The sequence below is a fragment of the Bacillus sp. Xin1 genome (assembly GCF_013314535.1).
In the GTDB taxonomy this organism is placed as follows: Bacteria; Bacillota; Bacilli; order Bacillales; family Bacillaceae_G; genus Bacillus_A.
Genome location: NZ_JABUAE010000005.1, coordinates 70,525 through 91,633, shown reverse-complemented (window position 1 = coordinate 91,633; position 21,109 = coordinate 70,525). Strand labels below are relative to the sequence as shown.

The following is a 21,109-nucleotide window of genomic DNA, read 5'->3' as shown; positions in this document are numbered from 1 at the left end:
TGTATTTCGATAAAAAATAATGTGAACTCGTATATACGAGTGTTGACTAACTTATATATACGAGTTAATATGTAATTGTAAACGGTATCAAAAAAGAAAAGAGGGACGGGATATGGGGAAAGATTATCGTAAAACAGCAGAAGAAGTGCTGAAATATATTGGTGGTAAAGAAAATATTGAACAAGCAGCTCACTGTGTAACAAGACTTCGTATCGCTTTAAAGGATGAAAGTAAAATAGATAGCGATAAACTGCAAGAAGTTTCCTTAGTAAAAGGAGCGTTTCATAACGCTGGCATATTTCAAATTGTTATTGGTCCAGGAGATGTAGACCGAGTATATGCAGAATTGATAACGCTTGCAGGTATGAAGGAATCGACAGTTGCGGATGTGAAGGATTCGGGAAATCAAAAATTAAATCCGATGCAAAAATTTGTAAAGATATTTTCTGATGTATTTATGCCGATTTTGCCAGCAATTGTTACAGCTGGTTTACTTATGGGGATTAATAATTTACTAGGTGCTAAAGACTTATTTTTTGAAGGGAAAAATTTATTAGAAGTATATCCAAACTTAGGCGGGCTATGGGATTTAATTAATATGATGGCAAATACCGCATTTGTATTCTTACCAGCACTTGTTGGTTGGTCTGCGACAAAACGTTTCGGCGGCAGTCCAATACTCGGGATTGTAATGGGGTTAATGCTTGTACATCCTGATTTATTAAATGCATGGAATTATGGAAAAGCATCGGCAGGACTAGATGGACAAAAAATTGAGTACTTTAATATTTTAGGATTGTTCCAAATTGAAAAAGTAGGGTATCAAGGACAAATTTTACCGATTTTAGCAGCAGCATTTGTGCTAAGTAAAGTTGAGATTTTCCTGAAAAAACGTGTACCAAATGCGATACAACTATTAGTTGTACCGATTACAACAATCGTTGTGACTGGTGTATTAGCATTAGGAGTTATTGGTCCAGTTACACGTCATATTGGTGATTTATTAACAGCTGGTTTAGTTGGTGTATATGAAACAGTTCCTGCAATCGGTGCAGTGCTATTTGGAGCACTATATGCACCATTAGTTATTACAGGTATGCACCATATGTTTATTGCAATTGATTTACAGTTGATTTCACAAAATGGTGGTACATTTATTTGGCCAATGATTGCCCTTTCTAATATTGCACAAGGTAGTGCGGCACTTGCAATGTTTTGGATTTCAAAAAATCAAAATGATAAAAGTATGGCATCAACATCAGCTATTTCAGCGTACTTCGGTATTACAGAACCAGCAATGTTTGGTGTGAATTTAAGAAATAAATTTCCGTTTTATGCAGCAATTACGGGATCAGCGCTTGCTGCAGTATTTATCACGCTAAATGGTGTATTAGCACCAGCGATTGGAATTGGTGGTTTACCAGCATTTATTTCTATCATTCCGAAATCAATTCCAATGTTTGTGGTTGGCATGATAATCGCAGTGGTCGTTCCATTTGTTTTAACGTGGTTATTTGCAAAGCGAGTAAAACAGAAGTAGGAGGCAGTTTAGCATGAAAGATTGGCATAAAAGTGTTGTTTATCAAATTTATCCGAAAAGCTTTAATAGCTATTACAATACAGAGACAGGCGATATAAAAGGTGTAACAGAGAAATTAGATTATCTACAAAAACTAGGTGTTGATTATATTTGGCTTACGCCCATTTATCGTTCACCGCAAAATGATAATGGCTATGATGTGAGTGATTATTATTCAATAGATCCATCTTATGGAACGATGGAAGAATTTGAAGAACTTTTATCAGAAGCGCAGAAACGTGAAATTGATATTATGCTTGATATCGTTGTGAACCATAGTTCGACGGAGCATAAGTGGTTTCAAGAAGCGCGCCATGATAAAAATAGCCCGTACCGTGATTTTTATATATGGCGTGATGAAAAGAACAATTGGCAGTCTAAGTTTGGTGGTTCCGCTTGGGAATATGATGAGAAAACAGGGCAATATTATTTGCATTTGTTTGATAAAACGCAAGCTGATTTAAATTGGGAAAATGAAAAGCTTCGGGAAGGAGTGTACGAAATGATGCGCTTTTGGCTTGAAAAAGGGGTCAAAGGATTCCGGCTTGATGTCATTAACTTAATTTCAAAAGATCAACGTTTTTTAGATGATGAAGGAACAACTGCTACTAGTGATGGACGGAAATACTACACAGATGGACCTCGTGTTCATGAATATTTACAAGAAATGAATCATGAAGTATTTGAGGGGAAAGACGTAATCACAGTTGGAGAAATGTCATCTACAACAATTGATAATTGTATTAAGTATTCAAATCCAGAGCGGAAGGAATTAAGTATGACTTTCAGCTTTCACCATTTAAAAGTAGATTATCCAAATGGAGATAAATGGACAAAAGCTGACTTTGATTTCAGGCAGTTGAAAGAAATAATGTCAAAGTGGCAAATTGAAATGCAAGAAGGTGGGGGCTGGAATGCTCTGTTCTGGTGTAACCATGATCAACCGCGCATTGTATCTCGTTTTGGTGAAGATAAGCGGTACCGAAATGAATCGGCAAAAATGTTAGCAACTGCGATGCATATGTTGCAAGGCACACCTTATATTTATCAAGGTGAAGAAATTGGCATGACGAATCCAGGGTTTGATCATATCGATTTGTATCGTGATGTAGAATCTTTAAATATTTATAAAATGAAACAAGCAGAGGGCATGTCAAAAAAAGAAATCATTGAAATCTTACAACAAAAATCTCGAGATAATTCACGTACACCTATGCAGTGGAATGAAGAAAAAAATGCTGGTTTTACAACAAGTACACCTTGGATTTCGGTTGCAGAGAATTACAAAAAGATTAATGTGGAAAACGCCTTACAAGATAGAGAATCTGTTTTTTATCACTATAAAAAATTAATTGCCCTTAGGAAAAAATATGACGTAATTACAGATGGTAAATATGAAATTATAGATATGAATCATCCGAATGTTTGGGTATATACTCGCGAGTTAAATGATGAAATGCTACTTGCAATCAATAATTTCTATGGAGAAACAATAACATATTCTGTGCCAAAAGAGATTAAAGTAAGTGGGATGAAGCAAGAAATATTAATATCAAATTATGAGGATTCAGGTGAGGAGATTAGAAAGCTTATCCTTAGACCGTATGAATCCATCGTGTATCGATTTACTAAATAATTGAAATAAGAGGGTGGATGCCCATAGCATTCAACCTCTTATTAATTTAAAACGCCGCTATATAACATTTTCACTTCTACTTCAGGAGTAAATTTCACCTTTGGGTAATCTTCTTTCCAGTTCTTTTTCTTCCACAAATCTGGATGATAAGCAATAAGCTGTCTGCCGATACCGAAGGCATCACAATGAGCTTTTTGGAGAGTTTTAATAATTTTTTTAGATTCGTTTGTAAGCTGTTTGGATAATTGCTTATTCAAATTCTCTCTTTCTTTTGTTTTATGCAATTGGCCTTTCGGATATTCAAGGACAATGATTTGCAAGTGAAGTTTAATATTTACATGAACGTTATCATTTTTGTCTGTTGTCACTTTCAATTTTCTTTTTACTCTCCCTTTACTTACTTCAAACGTCACATAATCAGATAGATTGGATGAGTCTTTACTCGATAATCTCTGCGTCATACGAGCAGTTTTCCCCATTTTCTCCGATAATAATACAAAGAGTACTCATTGTTCAGTAGGGAGAAGACCTGTTAATTGATCGTTGTGAAATAATGCTAGACCATTTGTTACAATTTCTTTTCCTTTTTCATATTTAAGGTAGAAAGAACTTTATCGAGTGGTAATTCAGTTTGTGTTAATAAAGGTTCGATAGCTAATTGATGAATTAAATTAGAATCTGCTAAAGATTCAATATACAATAGAGTTCCTTTTCCATTTTGAAAAGGAAGATCGAGTTTTTTTAAATCATCAGAATGAAATAGTTTGTTTTCAATATAATTGATATTTTCTTGAAGTGATGGGAATATAGGTTGTGTTTTATTTGCGGATTTAATATTGTTTTGCTTTGTATGTACCACATTAGCCATCCCTTTCACATTGAATAAAAAATTATGATGTTAATTTGGGCTTTTTAGGAAAAAATTATGCTTTAATCTATGTAAAATAAGAAGAATTATGAGAAGGGAAAATCATCCAAAGATGATTTTTATTTTGAAGGGGATTTCATATAGTGTGGAAGTTTTAAAGGAGAATGTTCTCATGACTAAATCAAGTCTCAGAAACAAGCAAAGAGGCTAAATAGAAGATAAATGTTTGAGTGGTAAGGGCAAGTTATCGTCGGGGATTTGATTGTGTATGAAGCTAAGGTTTAGAGATGATCAAATGTACGGATGTGATGAACTATTTGTAGAAAGTAGAGCAGAAAGGCGTTTGAATCGAATCAAAAATTTTTTTATTTGATCAAAGATAGTTTTGATCAAACATCATATTCATACTACAAACACATACATCTTTTGTACTATAAAGATTACGTCCAATGGTATGCACAATTACATCATTTGATGAATAGGAAATAGATGAAAAGCAATTTATACTAATATTGTGTCTTGCCTGTTTAGGTGTAGTACACAGCCGGTGATTGGCTAGTGGAAGTTCTTCCATTTTGCCAGTGCCGGTTTTTTGTTGGATAATAGAGAAAATGTATTCTTATAAAGAAAGAAGGGGCTGTTTTGAAAGATGTAGATTCTATTTCTATGAGAGAAAAAGTTGCTAGTTATTATCTTTATTTCATTTCTTTTCTTGGTTTGATTACTATAACTATATCTTTACTTGAAATTAAAATCCCTTCTCATCCAACAATACTGATATTGTTATTGATATTTATGGGGATTGCAGAGTATTTTCCTGTACGATTTTGGAGAGGAACTAGCTCGCTTACCTTTCCGATTATTTACGCTATGAGTTGGCAGTTTGGAATACATATAACTATTATTGCAATTGTATTTGTTACGCTAATTATTCATCTGCATCGTCGTTCGCCAGTGCAAAGAATGCTATTTAATAGTACCCAGCATGCTCTTAGTTTGATCTTGGCAGAATGGTTTTCCAATGAATGTCTGTCTTTATTGATTAGCAGCATGGATATGTCATTCCTGTATGAGCAATTAATATATTTGTTATTGTTTTGCGTGTTTTTTTGTTTTTTCAACAACCGTTTTTACGATTTGTTAATGGTACTCCTTCCTCAGCCGTATTCAATACATCAATGGTATAAAAAAACCACAACGGTATTTCTTTGTGAAACTTTTGGTTTATGTTACGCTGCTCTGATGCATTTCTTAGTTAGTGCATATAGTGTGGAGATAAACGAGATTACAGTATTGTTTTTCTTTTTTCCACTTGTAGCAATTTCAGTTATCAGCTCTTTTTCTGTGCGAATAAGGATAGAGAAGGAACGATTATACGAATTGTTTCTTATTACAACAGAAATAAGTCGTGGACTAACCGGAGGGAACTTGAAGCATATCAAACAAGCACTTAAAGGTTTTTTTGGAATACAAGCATATGTAATATGGACAAAAGATGATGGAAATTGGAATCTTTTATTAAAAGATGGGGAAGTGCATCCTGATTTTTCTGATCATTCTGATATACATAGGGAGTTTGAAGAAATCTCCAAAAATCTTGTTTTTAATGATTGGAAAACTGGTATGGCTCCTGGAGATGATGTATTTGATGATGTCATACGCTCGCTTGTATATTTCCCTCTTATTGTAAATGATGAATTAGTTGGAATGTTTGTTGCAGGAAAAAGTAGAAATGCGGGTTTTTTTCCAGAGGATGTACAGTCTTTAGCTACGTTTTCTAACCAATTAGCTAACGTAGTTAAAACAAGGATATTGATTTCTGAACAGGAAAAAAGAATGATTTTAGAAGAAAGAAATCGAATTGCACGCGAAATTCACGATGGTATCGCACAAGCGTTAGCTGGGGTAATATTCCAACTAGAATCCGCCCAGAAAAAATATCGTGATAAACCAATTGAGATGCAGGAAGTAGTGGAGAAAAGTATAAAAAAATTAAGGGGAAGCTTAGGAGAAGTTCGTTATTCTATTTATGCTTTAAAGCCGTATCCAACGCAACAATTAGGACTTAAGCAAGCGATAGCAAGTAAAATAAAATCTGTAAAACAAGAATATGAAATAGACATTACATACCATGAAAGAGGTCATTCTCGCACAATCAGTTTTTCTAAAGAAAGAGTTCTTTTTGATACATTTCAAGAGAGTTTGCAGAACATTGTTAAACATGCACAGGCAGAAAAAGTTGATGTGCTGTTAAGCTATCAGCGTGAACACGTACTTTTAAAGGTGAAGGATAATGGAATTGGTTTTTCACTATTTGAGTCTATGGTTAAAACGAAGTGTGAGCCGCATTATGGTATATTACATATGAATGAACAAGCTGAACAGCTAGGGGCTACTTTACAGATTGATAGTTCTGTAGGGAAGGGGACAGAAATTACATTGTTAATTCCAGATTCACAAACAAGGGGTGCGTAAAATGATTAAAATATTAGTAGTGGATGATCATGCTTTTTTACGAGACGCAATTCGTAGCATACTAGAGGTTGAATCTGATATAAGAGTAGTTGGGGAAGCGATCTCTGGGGATGAGGTATTAGAGAAAGTTGAAGAATGCAGCCCAGATTGTATTTTAATGGATATTAATCTTCCTGGGAAAAATGGAATTGAAGCTACGGCGTTAGTGAAAAAACAGTATCCGGCTTGCCGAGTGCTTGCTTTTACTATGTATGAACATGATGAATATTTAATGGATGCGCTTCAGGCGGGTGCTGATGGCTATTTATTGAAAGATTCATCATCAGAGCAAGTAGTAGCAGCAATTCGAATGTTATATCAAGGTGATTCAGTTATTCATCCGCGCATGACGAAAAAATTAATTACGTATCATCAGCAACAAATGAAAGTAGAACCAAACGAAAATGAACTGACAGAGCGTGAAAAAGAAATTCTCTTTGAATTGGTCAAGGGACTTAGTAATAAAGAAATTGCTGAAGCTCTATATATTAGTGACAAGACCGTTAAAATTCACATCAATAAAATCTTTAAAAAGCTCAATGTAAAGAGTCGTTCGCAAGCGGTTATTTATGCTGTCCGAAATCAGCTGGTTCCGCTCGACTAAATAAGAGATGTCTAAAAGAACTATCATGTTTCTTTATTCTATATTCCAAAGAATAAAGAGCAAGATAGTTCTTTTGTACTATTTAGGTGTAGAATCATTAGAACAAAAATTACTCCTTTTGTTCAATATTCAGAAAAATCAAAATGTGAAATAATAAAAATAGAATTACAGTTTCATTCTATTAATAATTCATTTTGTGAAAATTTGTTATTAGAAATAAAATGTGGGGGGCTTTTATAGAAAAAATTAAAATGAGCGGTCAGCTAGATGAAATGTGGGGATGGTAGCAGTGCTGGTTATTCTTAATTATACGAAATAAAGGTTCAAGATTGATAGAATTACCAATACTGAACAAGGTTTTGAGAATCAATTCGTTTCGAAAAAATAACTTTGTAATTATAAGGGGATGCCATATGAAGAAAAGAAAATTTGGAAAGATTCTTATTGGAACGTTGACTGTTGGTATGTTATTGTCTCAAGGAATTCCATATAACGTATTGGCAGAAGAGGTAAATACATCTACTTTAACTGGTATTGATGATGCAAATTCTGTATTGAAAGGACTTACAAAGGAACAACGTAATGCTTTAAAAACATTAGATACAAAACCAGGTTTTGTTATTTCACCAGGTATCAATACAGCAAGTCCTGATAATGTGAATGTAATTGTAGAGTTCAAGCAAGCTCCTGCTAAAATTGAGGTGCTAAAACAAGCAGCTAAAGGGAAAAAATTAGCTCTTTCTAATGCAGAACAAAAGGTGGAAGCATCTCATAAAGGATTTAAATCTGAGCTCGAACAGCTTCGAAAAAAGAAAGATAAAGGAGAAAACTTTAAGTCTGCCAAAATAACAAGAGAATATAAGAATGCTTTTAATGGTGTGGCAATGTCGTTACCTGGGAATATGATTGAAGACTTAGTTCGCACTGGTATCGTTAAGCGCGTATGGGAAGATCAGGAGGTCAAAATTGATCTGCCGAAAGAAACAGCTAAGACTGCTGTGCAGCCGAAAATGGCAGATAGTGTACCACAAATCGGTGTGGACAAGCTTCATGATGAAAAAATAACAGGTAAAGGAATTAAGGTGGGGGTACTGGATACAGGTATCGATTATAACCACCCTGATTTAAAAGATGCATATAAAGGATATCGTGCAACACAAGGGGAAGATCCAACAAAAGTAGATCCGAATTCTATAAAAGGATGGGACTTTGTTAATAACGATGCTGATCCGATGGAAACAACATATAAAGATTGGCAAAACTCAGGAGGATATCCTGAGATTTATAATGGAAGTGCATATTATACATCTCACGGTACACATGTAGCAGGAACAATTGCTGCGGATAAAAAGAATAACGTAGATCATGCGGTTAAGGGAGTTGCTCCTGATGTAGATTTATATTCATATCGTGTATTAGGACCATACGGAAGCGGACAAGTAAATGGTATTCTTGCTGCAATTGATAAAGCAGTGAAAGATGATATGGATGTTATTAATTTATCACTAGGTGCCTCTATTAATGATCCTTTATACCCTACTTCTGTGGCAGTAAACAATGCTATGTTAGCTGGTGTTGTCACAGTTGTAGCGGCAGGAAATAGTGGGCCAGAGGAAGGAACTCTTGGATCACCTAGTGCGGCGGCACTTCCGATTACAGTTGGAGCGAGTGACGCTGCGATGACTATTCCGACGTTTTCCGCTACTGCAGGTGATTTACATGTGGATAAGATGATGCTACTTGGAAAAAGCTTTGCTGATAAGCTTGAGGACTTAAAAGGACAATCCTTATCTGTTGTATATACAGGCCTTGGAAAATCAGATGATTTTTCGGGGAAAGATGTAAAAGGAAAGCTAGCGCTCATCGGGCGTGGTGAGATTACATTTGATGAAAAAATTAAAAATGCGAAGGAAGCAGGCGCGAAAGCTGTCATTGTGTACAACAATGTGGATGGTGAAATTACAAGTTATCTTGGAGAAAGTACTTCATCTATTCCATCTTTCCGCTTAACAAAAGCAGATGGTGAGAAATTACAAGCAAAAGCTGCCCAAGGGGATGTGTCCTTAGCATTTGGAGAACTGAGTAACACAAAAACAGAGGGAGATCACTTAGCTGATTTCAGTTCACGAGGTCCTGCAAGTAAAACAGATGATATTAAACCGGATATTGTAGCGCCAGGTGTGTCTATTTTCTCTACTGTTCCTGAATATATTAATGATCCAAAGGATGGCGAAAATTATCCAGTAGCGTATGGACGTATGTCGGGTACATCTATGGCAACTCCTCATACTGCGGGGGTAGCAGCATTAATTTTACAAGAACATCCAAACTATAGTCCATTTGAAGTAAAAGAGGCGCTTATGAATACAGCGGTAGATTTAAAAGAAGAGCGCTCCGTATTTGAGGTGGGATCAGGACGAATTGATGCGTATCGTGCAGTTCATACAGATACAGCGATTGAGGTTATCGATAAAACGACAAACGTGGTAAATGATGAAGAAGTAGAAATTGAAGAAAAAACTGGTTCTATTGCATTCGGTTATAAAACGCAATTAGCAAATGGGCCAATTAAAGATAAGCGAAAAGTTCTGATTAAAAACAACAATAAAACAGAAGAAAAAGAGTTCAAATTAGAAGTAGAGTTTTCACCAACGAGTGTAGGTGTGCAAGATGCAGCGAAGAATGGTGTGAAGTTGAATGTACAAGATTCTATTAAAGTAGTTCCTGGTACATCTGGGGAAATTAGTCCTGAAATTATCATTCCAGAAAACGCGGAATTCGGTAGATATGAAGGATATATTCATATTTCAAATAAAAACAATGAAAAAGAAACATATCAAGTGCCATTTGCAGTGAAATTCACAGAAAAAGGGATTGCATCTGTAGATTTGCTTAGAGATGCAATGGCGACAGATACATCTAACTTCCATCCATTTATGGGAAGACCGAGTTCACCGTTGACATTTAAATTAAATAGTCCACTTGAAACCATTGATGCGGTTGTGAAGGATCGAAAAACAGGAAAGGCATTAGGAATTGTTGGCACACTTAATGCTAGTAGTCTAACACCGAATACTGAATATATTATGTTCGATGGTATGGGAGGATACGTGTTCCCGTTTACAGGAGATCCGAATCATCCAATTGGAGATAAACGAGTTACGCTGCCTGATGGAGATTACCAACTGGATTTCATTGGATATGATAAAGAAGGAAAACCTTATACAAAAGGAGATAGCGTAATTATTGATAATGTCAGACCTGAAGTGAAATTTGCTGATGTACAACCTGGTGTTCATGAGGTAAATGAATCTATGTTCACAGAAGAAGATGGTCAAAGGGCATTGTGGGTCCATGGTAATATTTATGATTCTACGATAGATGCATTAAAGGCAAAAGGCCTTCAGTATGACCAAAAGGCTAATGAAATTGTATATTACCAAAACTCTGCCTTTCCATCAGGTTGGTTGAACACAATTCAAGCCAATGGTGATTTTAAACTTGGCGTACTTCCAGAGGAAATAAATGAACCGCTTAATTTAAGATTATTTGGATATGACCTTGCAACTGCAGCGAATATGGCGAATGGGTTTAAAGATTACGTCTTTGTTAAAGAAGGAACAGAATACGCTATTCCAAGTTATGACAAAGACAAAATAAAATTAGGAGACAAAATTACGTTAACTTTAAATCTCAATAATGTAAAACAACTTATGTCAGGTACATTTGAGATTCCTTATAGTAAACAGTTATTTAAATTTACAGATGTGAAACCAAATCCAGCACTTACGGAATATGCGAAACAACATGGATTAAATATCAAGTTAGAAGATCCGGTGATAAATGAAGAAGGCACTTGGGAAAATAAAGTGAAAGTTGGCGCATCTGTAGAAGGAGCAGAATTTAAGGGATTAGATGGAGACACACCATTTTTAGATGTTACATTCGAGATGACGAGCGATGAATATTTTAATAGTTTGGCTGTATTTGGAGTAGATAAATTCTCTTATACAAAAGCTGGTGCATCAGAAGGTGCTGAGATTCCTGTGTTTAAAGATAAATCCTTTTCTATTGTTTCAAAACATTCAATGGTTACAGGATATATTGGACCAGAAGCATTCTTGACTGAAGAGGGGTATGTAGGTAAGAACGACTACACAAAACTGGGAGCAAAAGTGTACGTGGTTGGCAAGGATGGAAAGAAATACACAGGAAAAATTGATAATAACGGCCAATTTGAAATTCACAATGTTCCTGTGAGCGATAAAGAATACGATATTTTTGTAGAAATGCCGGGTCATTTAAATAGTAAATTAACAACAAAAATAGGGAAAATGCAGGACGGGGAATTAGTAGGTCAATATTTTAGAGCTGATATGGAGGATAACCTTGCTGGTGATGTAAACGGCGATAAAATGGTGGATATTCAAGATGCTAGAATAGCAGCTCTATCATATGAAAAAGGAAAAGTGGCTGTCAAAGATGGTGATGTGAATCAAGACGGTGTTGTAAACGAAACAGATATTCGTTTTATCGAGAAGAACTTCTTGAAAAAGGGTCCAGATGCTAAAGAAAATCAAAAACCAAAAGAAAATGTGGGACCAGTGACGTTAGAGAAAATCTTGCGCTCGATTGGATTGGAACCGAAAAAATAAGTAAGTACAAACTTGGAATACAGTATGCCATTAAATAACTACTATAAAACGAATTAGGGATGTGCTTCCATGATTAATGAGGACCGGTAATGCTTCATTGTAACGTTACCGGTTTTTCTTAAAGTAGTTTTATAGTGAAATGTATTTTGGTACTTGAATTTTCACATTGAGTAATTAAAATTGGTTAGTTTTTAATGTGGAATAGTTTACTAGCTTGTTTATTATTTTTCGTGCAATTGATACATGATCTATAACTTGAACTTTTAAAATAGGGGGATTATTGAAATGGGTCTTAAGAAAAAGCTTGGTATGGGTGCTATGACTGCGGTTCTTGGTTTATCTTTAATTGGGGGAGGAACGTATGCGTATTTCAGTGATAAAGAAGTGTCAAATAACACGTTTGCAGCTGGTACTTTAGACTTGAGTGTTGATCCTAAAGTCGTTATTGATGTAGATAATCTTAAACCAGGTGACGAAATGGAGCGTGGGTTTCAACTAGTTAACAAAGGTACATTAGCGATCGGAGATGTGAAGCTTCTTACTGATTACACTGTAATTGATGCTAAAGGAGATAATGGAAATACTGATTTTGGGGATCATATCCGCGTTGATTTCTTGTGGAACTTGGACAAAAATACAGTACCTGTATGGTCTACTACATTATCTGAATTGAAGGAAGCTACACAAAATGGAAATATTCCTGATCTTGTGCAAAAAGGTATTGTAGATCGAGAAGAAAACGGACTTGCTTCAGGTGATGATGATACTTTCTATGTAATGTTCACATTTGTAGATAACGGGGAAGATCAAAATGTGTTCCAAGGAGATGCATTGAATTTGAATTGGACTTTCAACTCAATGCAAACAGAAGGTGAAGAAAAGTAAAGGTAAAGATTACTGTTCTTATACGAGAATAAGTTGGTAGAGTTATATCTTTAGTTGTGATATAAATACTTTTTGCATAATTTCTTCTAAATATTGTACAGATTGATTTGATAAATCAATCTGTTTTTTTGGTTATTGGATAGGATTTATCCCGCATTAACGGATAGTAACACTCCCATCTCAAAATTCAGCGAAAGCAAAGAAGTTAGGTGGGAGATGAACTGTCCGTAAAAGTCCGATTGGTAAGGGCTAATAATCAGTGGAGATGGGGAAAACCCCTACTGATTAAATTTTCACTTTATAAAATTTAAGCTCTTTCATTCTATTCATAGCAGTACTTTTCGCGTTCATGGCGAATTAAATAAGGGATACATAAAGGAGGAGCTAAAAATGGAAGTAGCTGTAGAGAAAGTTTTCACCAATGGAATTTTGGAAAAAGCGGCAAACTTATTTAACGTTATAGTGGAGAAAAATCCGCTTGGAGATTTTGAAAACTATATTTTTCATGCAAAGGATGAAAAAGGCGCATCTTACGTATTAAGATTAACGCACTCTTCTCATCGATTTGAAAAACAAGTAGAAGCAGAATTAGATTTTTTACAGTATCTAGGGGAGCATGGAGCTAAGATTGCTAGACCATATTATTCAAAATCTAGAAAACTTGTAGAAGGGATACAAGCAGTAGATGGAACTTTCTTTTACGCTTCTTTATTTGCGTATGCCAAAGGAGAGAGAGTAAAAGATTCAACATCTATTTATTGGGGAGATGATCTTTTTGCAGCATGGGGAAAAGCGATTGGTCAACTTCATCGTCTTACAATAAGTTATCCTAATACAGGATATCGTGATACATGGGAGATAGAAGAGAAAGCGATTATTGATCAGTTAGAGGATGAACAAGTAAAAAAGATTGCATATGTATTAATTGATAAAATAAAGATGCTTCCAATAGAAAAGAGAACTTTTGGTCTTATGCATGGTGATATTCATCAAGGGAATTTCCATTATGATGGGAAAGAATTGACGATTTTTGATTTTGATGATGCAACGTATAATTATTTTATTCATGATTTAGCAATGGTTATTTATTATTCCGTTCTTTCGAATGTATGGAAGACTGAACAAGAAAAAACATTGTTTGCACGTGAACAATTACAAGTGTTACGAAAAGGTTATGAGTTAGAACATCAATTAGAAGAAAATTGGTATGAATCCCTACCATTATTTTTACGCCTTCGTGATATTGGTTTATATGGTACGATTCAGAAGAAGTTCAAGGGTAAGGAAATGCCAGTATATTTTCAAAAACTAGCAGATGAACTGTATGTAAGGATTATAAAACAGGAAGCCATTGTGAATATATAATACAGATGTAATGTAACAAAGTATATATATCGAATATATACTTTGTTTTTTTATACAAAAATATGTTTGTTTTATCAAAATAATATTGTCATAGACTATATATACATTTATAATTTTTATATATTCTGAATATTCTTTATAAAAAAAGGAGGGGAAATGGATTGGAAGCTTTCGTTACTTGGCTAAATAATATTGTATGGAGTCCCGCACTTGTTTATTTATGCTTAGGAGTAGGTCTATATTTTTCAATACGAACGAGATTTTTACAAGTTAGGCATGTAGGGGAAATGGTGAGGCTTACATTTAAAGGAGAAAAGTCAGAAGCAGGTGTTTCTTCTTTCCAAGCGTTAGCGCTTTCTCTATCAGGGCGCGTTGGAACAGGGAACATCGCCGGCGTTGCAACAGCAGTTGCATTTGGTGGACCAGGAGCAGTCTTTTGGATGTGGGCTGTGGCATTTTTAGGAGCAGGATCTGCTTATGTAGAATCAACACTTGCCCAAATATATAAAACGAAGCATCAAGGACAATTTCGTGGTGGCCCAGCGTATTACATTGAAAAAGGATTAGGGATAAAGTGGTATGCACTTGTGTTTGTCGCTGCTACAATCCTTGCAACAGGCATGTTGCTTCCAGGTGTTCAAGCAAATAGTATTGCCTTAAGCTTGGAAACAGCTTTTGGTATTGATACATCTGTCTCAGGAGCAGTATTAGTTGTTGTATTAGCACTTATTATTTTTGGTGGGGTTAAGCGTATTGTTAACGTAGCGCAAGTTGTTGTGCCATTTATGGCGGTTGGGTATATACTTGTTGCTTGTGTAATTGTGTTTATGAATATTGAAAAGTTGCCTGAAGCATTTATGTTAATTATAAAAAGTGCATTTGCATTAGAAGCCGCTTTTGGAGGGATTATCGGTTTAGCAATTTCTTGGGGAGTAAAACGTGGTATTTATTCAAATGAAGCAGGTCAAGGAACAGGGCCACATGCTGCGGCAGCAGCGGAAGTATCACATCCAGCAAAGCAAGGACTTGTGCAAGCATTTTCCGTTTACATTGATACATTATTCGTTTGTTCAGCAACAGCGTTTATGATGATTATTACAGGAATGTATAACGTATTTGATGCAAGCGGAAAAAACTTCATTGTAAACAAATTAAATGGTGCAGAACCGGGTCCTGGATATACACAAGCTGCAGTAGAATCTGTATTCCCTGGATTTGGAAACGGTTTCGTTGCCATTTCTCTATTATTCTTTGCATTTACAACAATTATGGCGTATTACTACATTGCAGAAACGAATATTGCCTATTTAAATCGTGATAAAGATCGTCCATGGATGTCACTTGTTTTAAAAATTGTTTTCTTAGGTGTTGTATTCTACGGCTGTGTAAAAACAGCAGCAACCGCTTGGGCTCTTGGTGATATCGGCGTAGGAATTATGGCATGGGTGAATATCATTGCAATTTTATTCCTACAAAAACCAGCACTCCTGGCATTGAAAGACTATGAAAAACAGAAGAAAGAAGGAAAAGATCCTGTATTCGATCCTCGCGAACTAGGAATTAAAAACGCTGATTTCTGGGAGCATGAATACGGAAAAGATAAGAAAGAAGAAGTTTCATAATAGAGTATTTGTAAAATAATAACGGACAGTATCTCTGTCCGTTATTGTTCAAATAATGGGTATTTCTATTTGCGTGGCCGAATAAAATTTGAATCAGGTAAGCTTGACTTTATTAATAATTGGGCCAAGTTAAAATACGATGAAATTAGGGTGGAAAGGGGGAAAAAGATTGATTGCTTTTCGTGATGTAAATAAATTTTATGGTAACTTTCAAGTTTTGAAAAATATTAATTTACAAGTTCAAAAAGGAGAAGTAGTTGTAATCGTCGGACCATCTGGATCTGGAAAAAGTACATTACTTCGCTGCATTAACCAATTGGAAACTATTACAGAAGGAGAATTAGTAGTACAAGATGTTGAAGTACATAATCCGAAAACAGATATGAATGAGTTACGCCGGAATATTGGAATGGTATTTCAACATTTTTATTTATATCCACATAAAACAGTACTTCAAAATATTACACTTGCACCAATAAAAGTAAATAATGTAACAAAAGAAGAAGCGGAAGAAACAGCAAAGTACTATTTAGAGAAAGTAGGAATTCCAGAGAAAGCGAATGTGTATCCGCAGCAATTATCTGGGGGGCAACAACAACGGGTAGCGATTGCAAGGGGATTAGCAATGAAGCCAGAAATTATGCTATTTGATGAGCCAACTTCAGCACTTGATCCAGAGATGATCGGAGAAGTGCTTGATGTAATGAAAACTTTAGCAAAAGAAGGGATGACGATGGTTGTCGTGACTCATGAGATGGGATTTGCGCGTGAAGTAGCAGACCGCATCATATTCATGGATGAAGGACAAATCATTGAAGATACAAAGCCAGTAGACTTCTTTGCAAATCCAAAGCAAGAAAGAGCACGATTGTTTTTAAGCAGGGTGTTAAATCATTAGAGGAGGGATTTCATGTTAAAAGCGAAAAAACTGTTTGTTTTAATTGTATTTTCATGTTTATTTACTCTTATCATAGCGGGTTGCGGAGGTAAGAAAGAGACGTCTAAAGAAGTGTCTAAAGAATCTTCTGGCGGGAATATAGTAGACCAAATTAAAAAACGCGGAAAACTAGTGGTTGGAGTTAAAAATGATACAAACTTATTTGGATTGAAAGATCCTGCAACAGGGAAGGTAGAAGGGTTTGATGTAGATGTAGCAAAAGCGCTTGCGAAAAAAATTCTAGGAGATGAAAGTAAATTAGAATTAAAAGAGGTAACTTCCAAAACGCGTATTCCAATGTTAAAAAACGGTGATATTGATGCGATTATCGCAACGATGACAATTACAGAAGAGCGTAAAAAAGAAGTTGATTTTTCAGATGTATATTTTAAAGCGGGACAGTCGTTACTTGTGAAAAAAGGAAGCAAGATTAAGAGTATCGATGATGTGAAAAGTGGCGTGAAGGTATTGGCGGTAAAAGGGTCAACCTCTACACAAAATGTTCGTAAAAAATCACCAGAAGCAACGGTGCTAGAATTTGAAAATTATAGCGAAGCATTTACAGCGTTAAAAGCAGGAAAAGGTGATGTACTTACAACAGATAATGCCATTTTATATGGTATGGCAAAACAAGATGCAAATTATCAAGTTGTTGGAAAAATCTTTACAGATGAGCCGTATGGAATCGCTGTGAAAAAAGGAGCAACAGATTTAACAAAGGCAATTAATGATTTGTTAAAAGAAATGAAAGCAAATGGAGAATACGATAAATTATATGAAAAATGGATTGGTGAAAAGCCAGAGAAGTAAAGTATAGAAAGAGTAAGAGGATGAGAGATACTCATCCTCTTCTTGTAAAGAAAGAGGGGGGAGCATTTGCCTGATTTTTCTATTCTTACAAACAATCTTGATTTGTATCTAGAAGGGTTTAAATATACAGTGATGTCTAGTGTTGTTGCACTCATTGGGAGTTTTATTCTTGGCATTATTATGGCAGTGATGCGAATTGCACCCATTCGAGTTTTGAATTGGTTTGGCGCGACTTATGTAGAATTCATTCGGAATATTCCACTCGTTTTAATTGCATTTGTGTTTTACTTTGCTTTTCCAGTAATGGGTGTTACATTAAACGGATTTGTTGCTGGGACGGCAGCACTTACAGTTTATACAGCAGCATTTATTGCAGAAGCGATTCGAGCTGGAATCTTGTCAGTTCCGAAAGGGCAGATGGAAGCGGCACGTTCTTCAGGCTTAACATACGTGCAAGCTATGTATTATGTCGTTTTACCACAAGCTATTAAAATAGTAATTCCACCATTAGGAAATCAGTTTCTCAATTTAGTAAAGAATTCCTCTATACTTGGCATTATTGCTGGGGCAGATTTGATGTATCAAGGGGATTTAATCTCAACAAGAACATTTGTTACATTTGATGTATATATATTTGTTGGAATGTTTTATTTACTTTTAACTGTACCGCTTAGTATGCTTGTGCGTTACTTTGAGAAACGCTTAGCGAAAGGAGCGGTGTAAATGGACTTTCGAGGTGCTTATACAGGCGATCATATTTTATTTTTATTAAAAGGGCTACTTGTTACGTTAGAAATAGCTGTTATAGCAATTTTGCTTAGTTTTATTATTGGTAGTGTGGTTGGGACGTTGCGATATACAAAGATACCAGTCGTATCACAGTTACTAGGTTTTATCGTTGAAATCATTCGTAATTTACCACTGCTTTTAATTATTTTCTTTACGTATTTTGCACTTCCGGAAGCTGGACTGAAATTAGAGATTACAACAGCAGCTATTGTTGCTTTAACGATATTTGAAGCAGCGATGATATCAGAAATTGTGCGAAGTGGCTTATTATCGATTGAAAAAGGACAAATTGAAGCAGCACGTGCCTCTGGATTATCATATGTACAAACACTGTGGCATATTATTTTGCCACAAGCATTGAGACGCATGGTACCACCACTTGTTAGTCAATTTATCTCTTTATTAAAAGATACGTCACTAGCAGTTGTTATCTCTTTGCCAGAACTCATGCATAACGCTCAAATTATTAATGGGCAAAACGTAAACTATATGATTCCTACGTTATTACTTGTTGCTTGTATGTATTTTGTTGTTAACTACAGTTTATCGCTTGTGTCTAGAAAATTGGAGAGCCGTTAACTCTTACATGAAATAGGATGTAAGAGTTTTTTTGTTTTTTACATATGTGAATATAAGTTGAAAAATCGACATAAAACCTTTCTTTTTGGGTGGGAGAGAGGATCCGTCCATGGATAGAAGCGGTCAGGGCCTTTTTCTGCCCCGTGCCAAGTTAAAACAACGAGAGAAAATGAGTGCAGGTCCTCTTTTGTTTTCATAGCAGTGATTTATCCCGCATTAACTGCCCGTAAAAGCCTGATTGGTGAGGGATGATTAAAGTTTCACTTTATATCTTGGAAAAACAAAATGGATTTATATAGTACGGAAAATATAATTTGGAATATATTAACTTTTTAGTAGTGTAATTGTAAGAGGGATTAAAAAATATGATGTTTTATCAGAAAAGTTTTAATTTTATATAGAAATTGTAACCGCTTTCGTGTATATTTTTATTATCAGAAAATTTTAAAAAGAGATAGAGGGTTTTTATAGGGGAGGATTACGATGCAGCAAACAACGAACGAGAAATTACATCGTACGATGAAGAGTAGACATTTATTTATGATTGCACTTGGAGGTGTAATCGGAACAGGATTTTTTCTAGGATCAGGATATACCATTAACCAAGCGGGACCAGGGGGAGCGATTCTTTCTTATTTAGTGGGCGGATTTATTATGTATTTAACAATGCTTTGCCTTGGTGAACTAACAGTAGCGATGCCAGTTTCTGGTTCTTTCCAAAAATATGCGACGAAGTTTATAGGTCCTGGAACAGGGTTTATGATCGGCTGGCTGTATTGGCTTGGCTGGGCAGTTACAGTTGGTTTAGAGTTAACATCTATCGGTTTAATGATGAAAAGATGGTTTCCACATGTCGATGTTTGGGTATGGTGTCTTGTATTTGGAGTTATTTTATATATGTCAAATGCTATTTCAGCAAAGAGTTATGCGGAATTAGAATTTTGGTTCTCAAGTATTAAAGTTATTACGATTATCGCATTTGTTGTTCTTGGTGGTAGTGCGTTATTAGGATTTTTACCATATGACGGAAAAGAATCAGCACCTCTTTTTTCTAATTTTGTAAGCGATGGAGGTTTGTTCCCGAATGGACTTGCTGCGGTACTTCTCACAATGATTACAGTTAACTTTTCGTTCCAAGGTACAGAGTTAATTGGGATTGCAGCGGGGGAGAGCCAAGAGCCGGAAAAAACAATTCCACGTGCAATTCGTAATACAGTATGGCGCATTATGTTGTTCTTTATTTTAACAATGACGATTTTAGTAGGTTTAATTTCTTGGAAAGACGCAGGAGTTATTGAAAGTCCATTCGTTGTTGTATTTGATAAAATCGGTATTCCATATGCAGCAGATATTATGAATTTCGTTATTATCACTGCGTTATTATCTGTAGCGAACTCAGGATTATATGCAGCGACACGTATACTATGGTCACTTGCAAATGAAGGAATGGCACCGGCTTCTTTCAAAAAGGTAAATAAGCGTGGGATTCCGATTACAGCATTAGTAGTTACAATTGCAGTAGCAGCATTATCTTTACTAACAAGCTTTTTAGCGGAAGATACAGTATATATGTACTTATTATCTATCGCTGGCTTATCAGCTGTCTCAAGTTGGATTATCATTGCCTTGTCACAACTTCGCTTTAGAAGCCAGTATATAAAGGGTGGCGGGAAATTAGAAGACTTAAAATATAAAACACCACTATATCCAATTGTTCCAATTTTAGCGTTAATTACAAATAGTATTGTTGTAATTAGTTTAGCGTTCATTCCAGAACAGCGTATGGCACTATATTGCGGCATTCCATTTATCATTTTCTGCTATGTGTATTATTATATAAATAAGAAACGGCAGCAAATTACGAAAGTGGAGATGGGAACAACATATGAAACTAACAATCAAGCATGATGATATTGAAGCAGAATTTTCAAATGGTCGATTGTCTATTGGAAAAGAAAGTGGACATACGCCGTTAGAATTATTGGTTTCTTCTATTGCAGGATGCAGTGCAATTGTATTTCGGACAATTTTAGAAAAGAAGCGTATTATATATGATATGTTTACAATTGAAACTGAAATTGGTAGAAGTGAAGCTTTACCGAGGCCGGTAGAAAGTCTTCATTTGCACTATAAAATAAAAGCAGAAGGAATTACACAAGTACAGTTAGAAAAAGCGTTAGAACTTGCTGTGAAGAATTGTACGATTGTTCAATCTGTGAAGGATAGTATAAAGGTTACAGAAACAGTTGAGTTAATAAAGTGAAAC

The 21,109-nt window shown here is 35.4% G+C and carries 14 protein-coding genes and 2 pseudogenes; 14 read left to right on the top strand and 2 right to left on the bottom strand.

The window, feature by feature from the left end; translation table 11 throughout:
* Positions 1 to 112: 112 nt before the first annotated feature.
* Together treP and treC are read left to right on the top strand one after the other, a co-directional pair.
* A complete protein-coding gene (treP, locus tag HRG09_RS08090) occupies positions 113 to 1,540 on the top strand; it encodes a PTS system trehalose-specific EIIBC component (RefSeq protein WP_174100304.1) in 1,428 nt (475 codons plus the stop codon).
* A 13-nt stretch (positions 1,541 to 1,553) separates the two neighbouring features.
* A complete protein-coding gene (gene treC, locus HRG09_RS08085) occupies positions 1,554 to 3,215 on the top strand; it encodes an alpha,alpha-phosphotrehalase (RefSeq protein ID WP_174100303.1) in 1,662 nt (553 codons plus the stop codon).
* Positions 3,216 to 3,256: 41 nt separating this feature from the next.
* Here treC and HRG09_RS28780 read toward each other — a convergent pair.
* Both HRG09_RS28780 and HRG09_RS29505 read right to left on the bottom strand, forming a co-directional pair.
* A pseudogene (locus tag HRG09_RS28780) lies at positions 3,257 to 3,802 on the bottom strand (Ger(x)C family spore germination C-terminal domain-containing protein); the annotation flags it as partial.
* Positions 3,787 to 4,083, bottom strand: a pseudogene (locus HRG09_RS29505) (spore germination protein); the annotation flags it as partial. The pseudogenes HRG09_RS28780 and HRG09_RS29505, both read right to left, overlap by 16 nt.
* A gap of 642 nt (positions 4,084 to 4,725) precedes the next feature.
* On the opposite strand from HRG09_RS29505, the gene HRG09_RS08075 reads away from it, so the two are divergent.
* The 12 genes from HRG09_RS08075 to HRG09_RS08020 all read left to right on the top strand — a co-directional run bounded on the left by HRG09_RS08075 (position 4,726) and on the right by HRG09_RS08020 (position 21,106).
* The gene (locus HRG09_RS08075; RefSeq protein WP_174100302.1) at positions 4,726 to 6,558 is read left to right on the top strand and encodes a GAF domain-containing sensor histidine kinase; all 1,833 of its coding nucleotides are present in this window, start codon (positions 4,726 to 4,728) and stop codon (positions 6,556 to 6,558) included.
* A 1-nt stretch (position 6,559) separates the two neighbouring features.
* A complete protein-coding gene (locus HRG09_RS08070) occupies positions 6,560 to 7,201 on the top strand; it encodes a response regulator (protein WP_174100301.1) in 642 nt (213 codons plus the stop codon).
* Between the two features lie 413 nt (positions 7,202 to 7,614).
* Positions 7,615 to 11,856, top strand: coding sequence for a S8 family serine peptidase (locus tag HRG09_RS08065; RefSeq protein WP_174100300.1), 4,242 nt, complete (start codon positions 7,615 to 7,617; stop codon positions 11,854 to 11,856).
* Between the two features lie 285 nt (positions 11,857 to 12,141).
* Positions 12,142 to 12,741, top strand: a complete 600-nt coding sequence (locus HRG09_RS08060) for a TasA family protein (protein ID WP_174100299.1) — start codon at positions 12,142 to 12,144, stop codon at positions 12,739 to 12,741.
* 390 nt (positions 12,742 to 13,131) lie between these two features.
* Entirely contained in the window at positions 13,132 to 14,106 is a 975-nt protein-coding gene (locus tag HRG09_RS08055) for a phosphotransferase enzyme family protein (protein ID WP_174100298.1), read from the top strand.
* A 161-nt stretch (positions 14,107 to 14,267) separates the two neighbouring features.
* On the top strand, positions 14,268 to 15,728 hold the full coding sequence (locus HRG09_RS08050; protein WP_174100297.1) for an alanine/glycine:cation symporter family protein: 1,461 nt from the start codon (positions 14,268 to 14,270) through the stop codon (positions 15,726 to 15,728).
* A 169-nt stretch (positions 15,729 to 15,897) separates the two neighbouring features.
* On the top strand, positions 15,898 to 16,626 hold the full coding sequence (locus HRG09_RS08045; protein ID WP_174100296.1) for an amino acid ABC transporter ATP-binding protein: 729 nt from the start codon (positions 15,898 to 15,900) through the stop codon (positions 16,624 to 16,626).
* Between the two features lie 12 nt (positions 16,627 to 16,638).
* Positions 16,639 to 17,475 (top strand): glutamate ABC transporter substrate-binding protein, encoded by an 837-nt coding sequence (locus HRG09_RS08040; protein ID WP_174100295.1) that lies wholly within the window; start codon positions 16,639 to 16,641, stop codon positions 17,473 to 17,475.
* 66 nt (positions 17,476 to 17,541) lie between these two features.
* On the top strand, positions 17,542 to 18,198 hold the full coding sequence (locus tag HRG09_RS08035; RefSeq protein WP_174100294.1) for an amino acid ABC transporter permease: 657 nt from the start codon (positions 17,542 to 17,544) through the stop codon (positions 18,196 to 18,198).
* The gene (locus tag HRG09_RS08030) at positions 18,199 to 18,843 is read left to right on the top strand and encodes an amino acid ABC transporter permease (RefSeq protein ID WP_174100293.1); all 645 of its coding nucleotides are present in this window, start codon (positions 18,199 to 18,201) and stop codon (positions 18,841 to 18,843) included. It begins immediately after the preceding gene.
* A gap of 483 nt (positions 18,844 to 19,326) precedes the next feature.
* Positions 19,327 to 20,751: an amino acid permease gene (locus tag HRG09_RS08025; RefSeq protein ID WP_174100292.1), complete on the top strand. Its 1,425-nt coding sequence runs from the start codon at positions 19,327 to 19,329 to the stop codon at positions 20,749 to 20,751.
* Positions 20,729 to 21,106, top strand: coding sequence for an OsmC family protein (locus HRG09_RS08020; RefSeq protein WP_174100291.1), 378 nt, complete (start codon positions 20,729 to 20,731; stop codon positions 21,104 to 21,106). Before HRG09_RS08025 ends, HRG09_RS08020 begins: the two co-directional genes overlap by 23 nt.
* Positions 21,107 to 21,109: the final 3 nt, after the last annotated feature.

Excerpts from the sequence above, each read along its gene's own strand:
- treP (WP_174100304.1), top strand. The coding sequence starts at position 113 with ATGGGGAAAGATTATCGTAAAACAGCAGAAGAAGTGCTGAAATATATT.
- treC (WP_174100303.1), top strand. The coding sequence starts at position 1,554 with ATGAAAGATTGGCATAAAAGTGTTGTTTATCAAATTTATCCGAAAAGC.
- HRG09_RS08070 (WP_174100301.1), top strand. The coding sequence starts at position 6,560 with ATGATTAAAATATTAGTAGTGGATGATCATGCTTTTTTACGAGACGCA.
- HRG09_RS08065 (WP_174100300.1), top strand. The coding sequence starts at position 7,615 with ATGAAGAAAAGAAAATTTGGAAAGATTCTTATTGGAACGTTGACTGTT.
- HRG09_RS08060 (WP_174100299.1), top strand. The coding sequence starts at position 12,142 with ATGGGTCTTAAGAAAAAGCTTGGTATGGGTGCTATGACTGCGGTTCTT.
- HRG09_RS08055 (WP_174100298.1), top strand. The coding sequence starts at position 13,132 with ATGGAAGTAGCTGTAGAGAAAGTTTTCACCAATGGAATTTTGGAAAAA.
- HRG09_RS08040 (WP_174100295.1), top strand. The coding sequence starts at position 16,639 with ATGTTAAAAGCGAAAAAACTGTTTGTTTTAATTGTATTTTCATGTTTA.
- HRG09_RS08030 (WP_174100293.1), top strand. The coding sequence starts at position 18,199 with ATGGACTTTCGAGGTGCTTATACAGGCGATCATATTTTATTTTTATTA.
- HRG09_RS08025 (WP_174100292.1), top strand. The coding sequence starts at position 19,327 with ATGCAGCAAACAACGAACGAGAAATTACATCGTACGATGAAGAGTAGA.
- HRG09_RS08020 (WP_174100291.1), top strand. The coding sequence starts at position 20,729 with ATGAAACTAACAATCAAGCATGATGATATTGAAGCAGAATTTTCAAAT.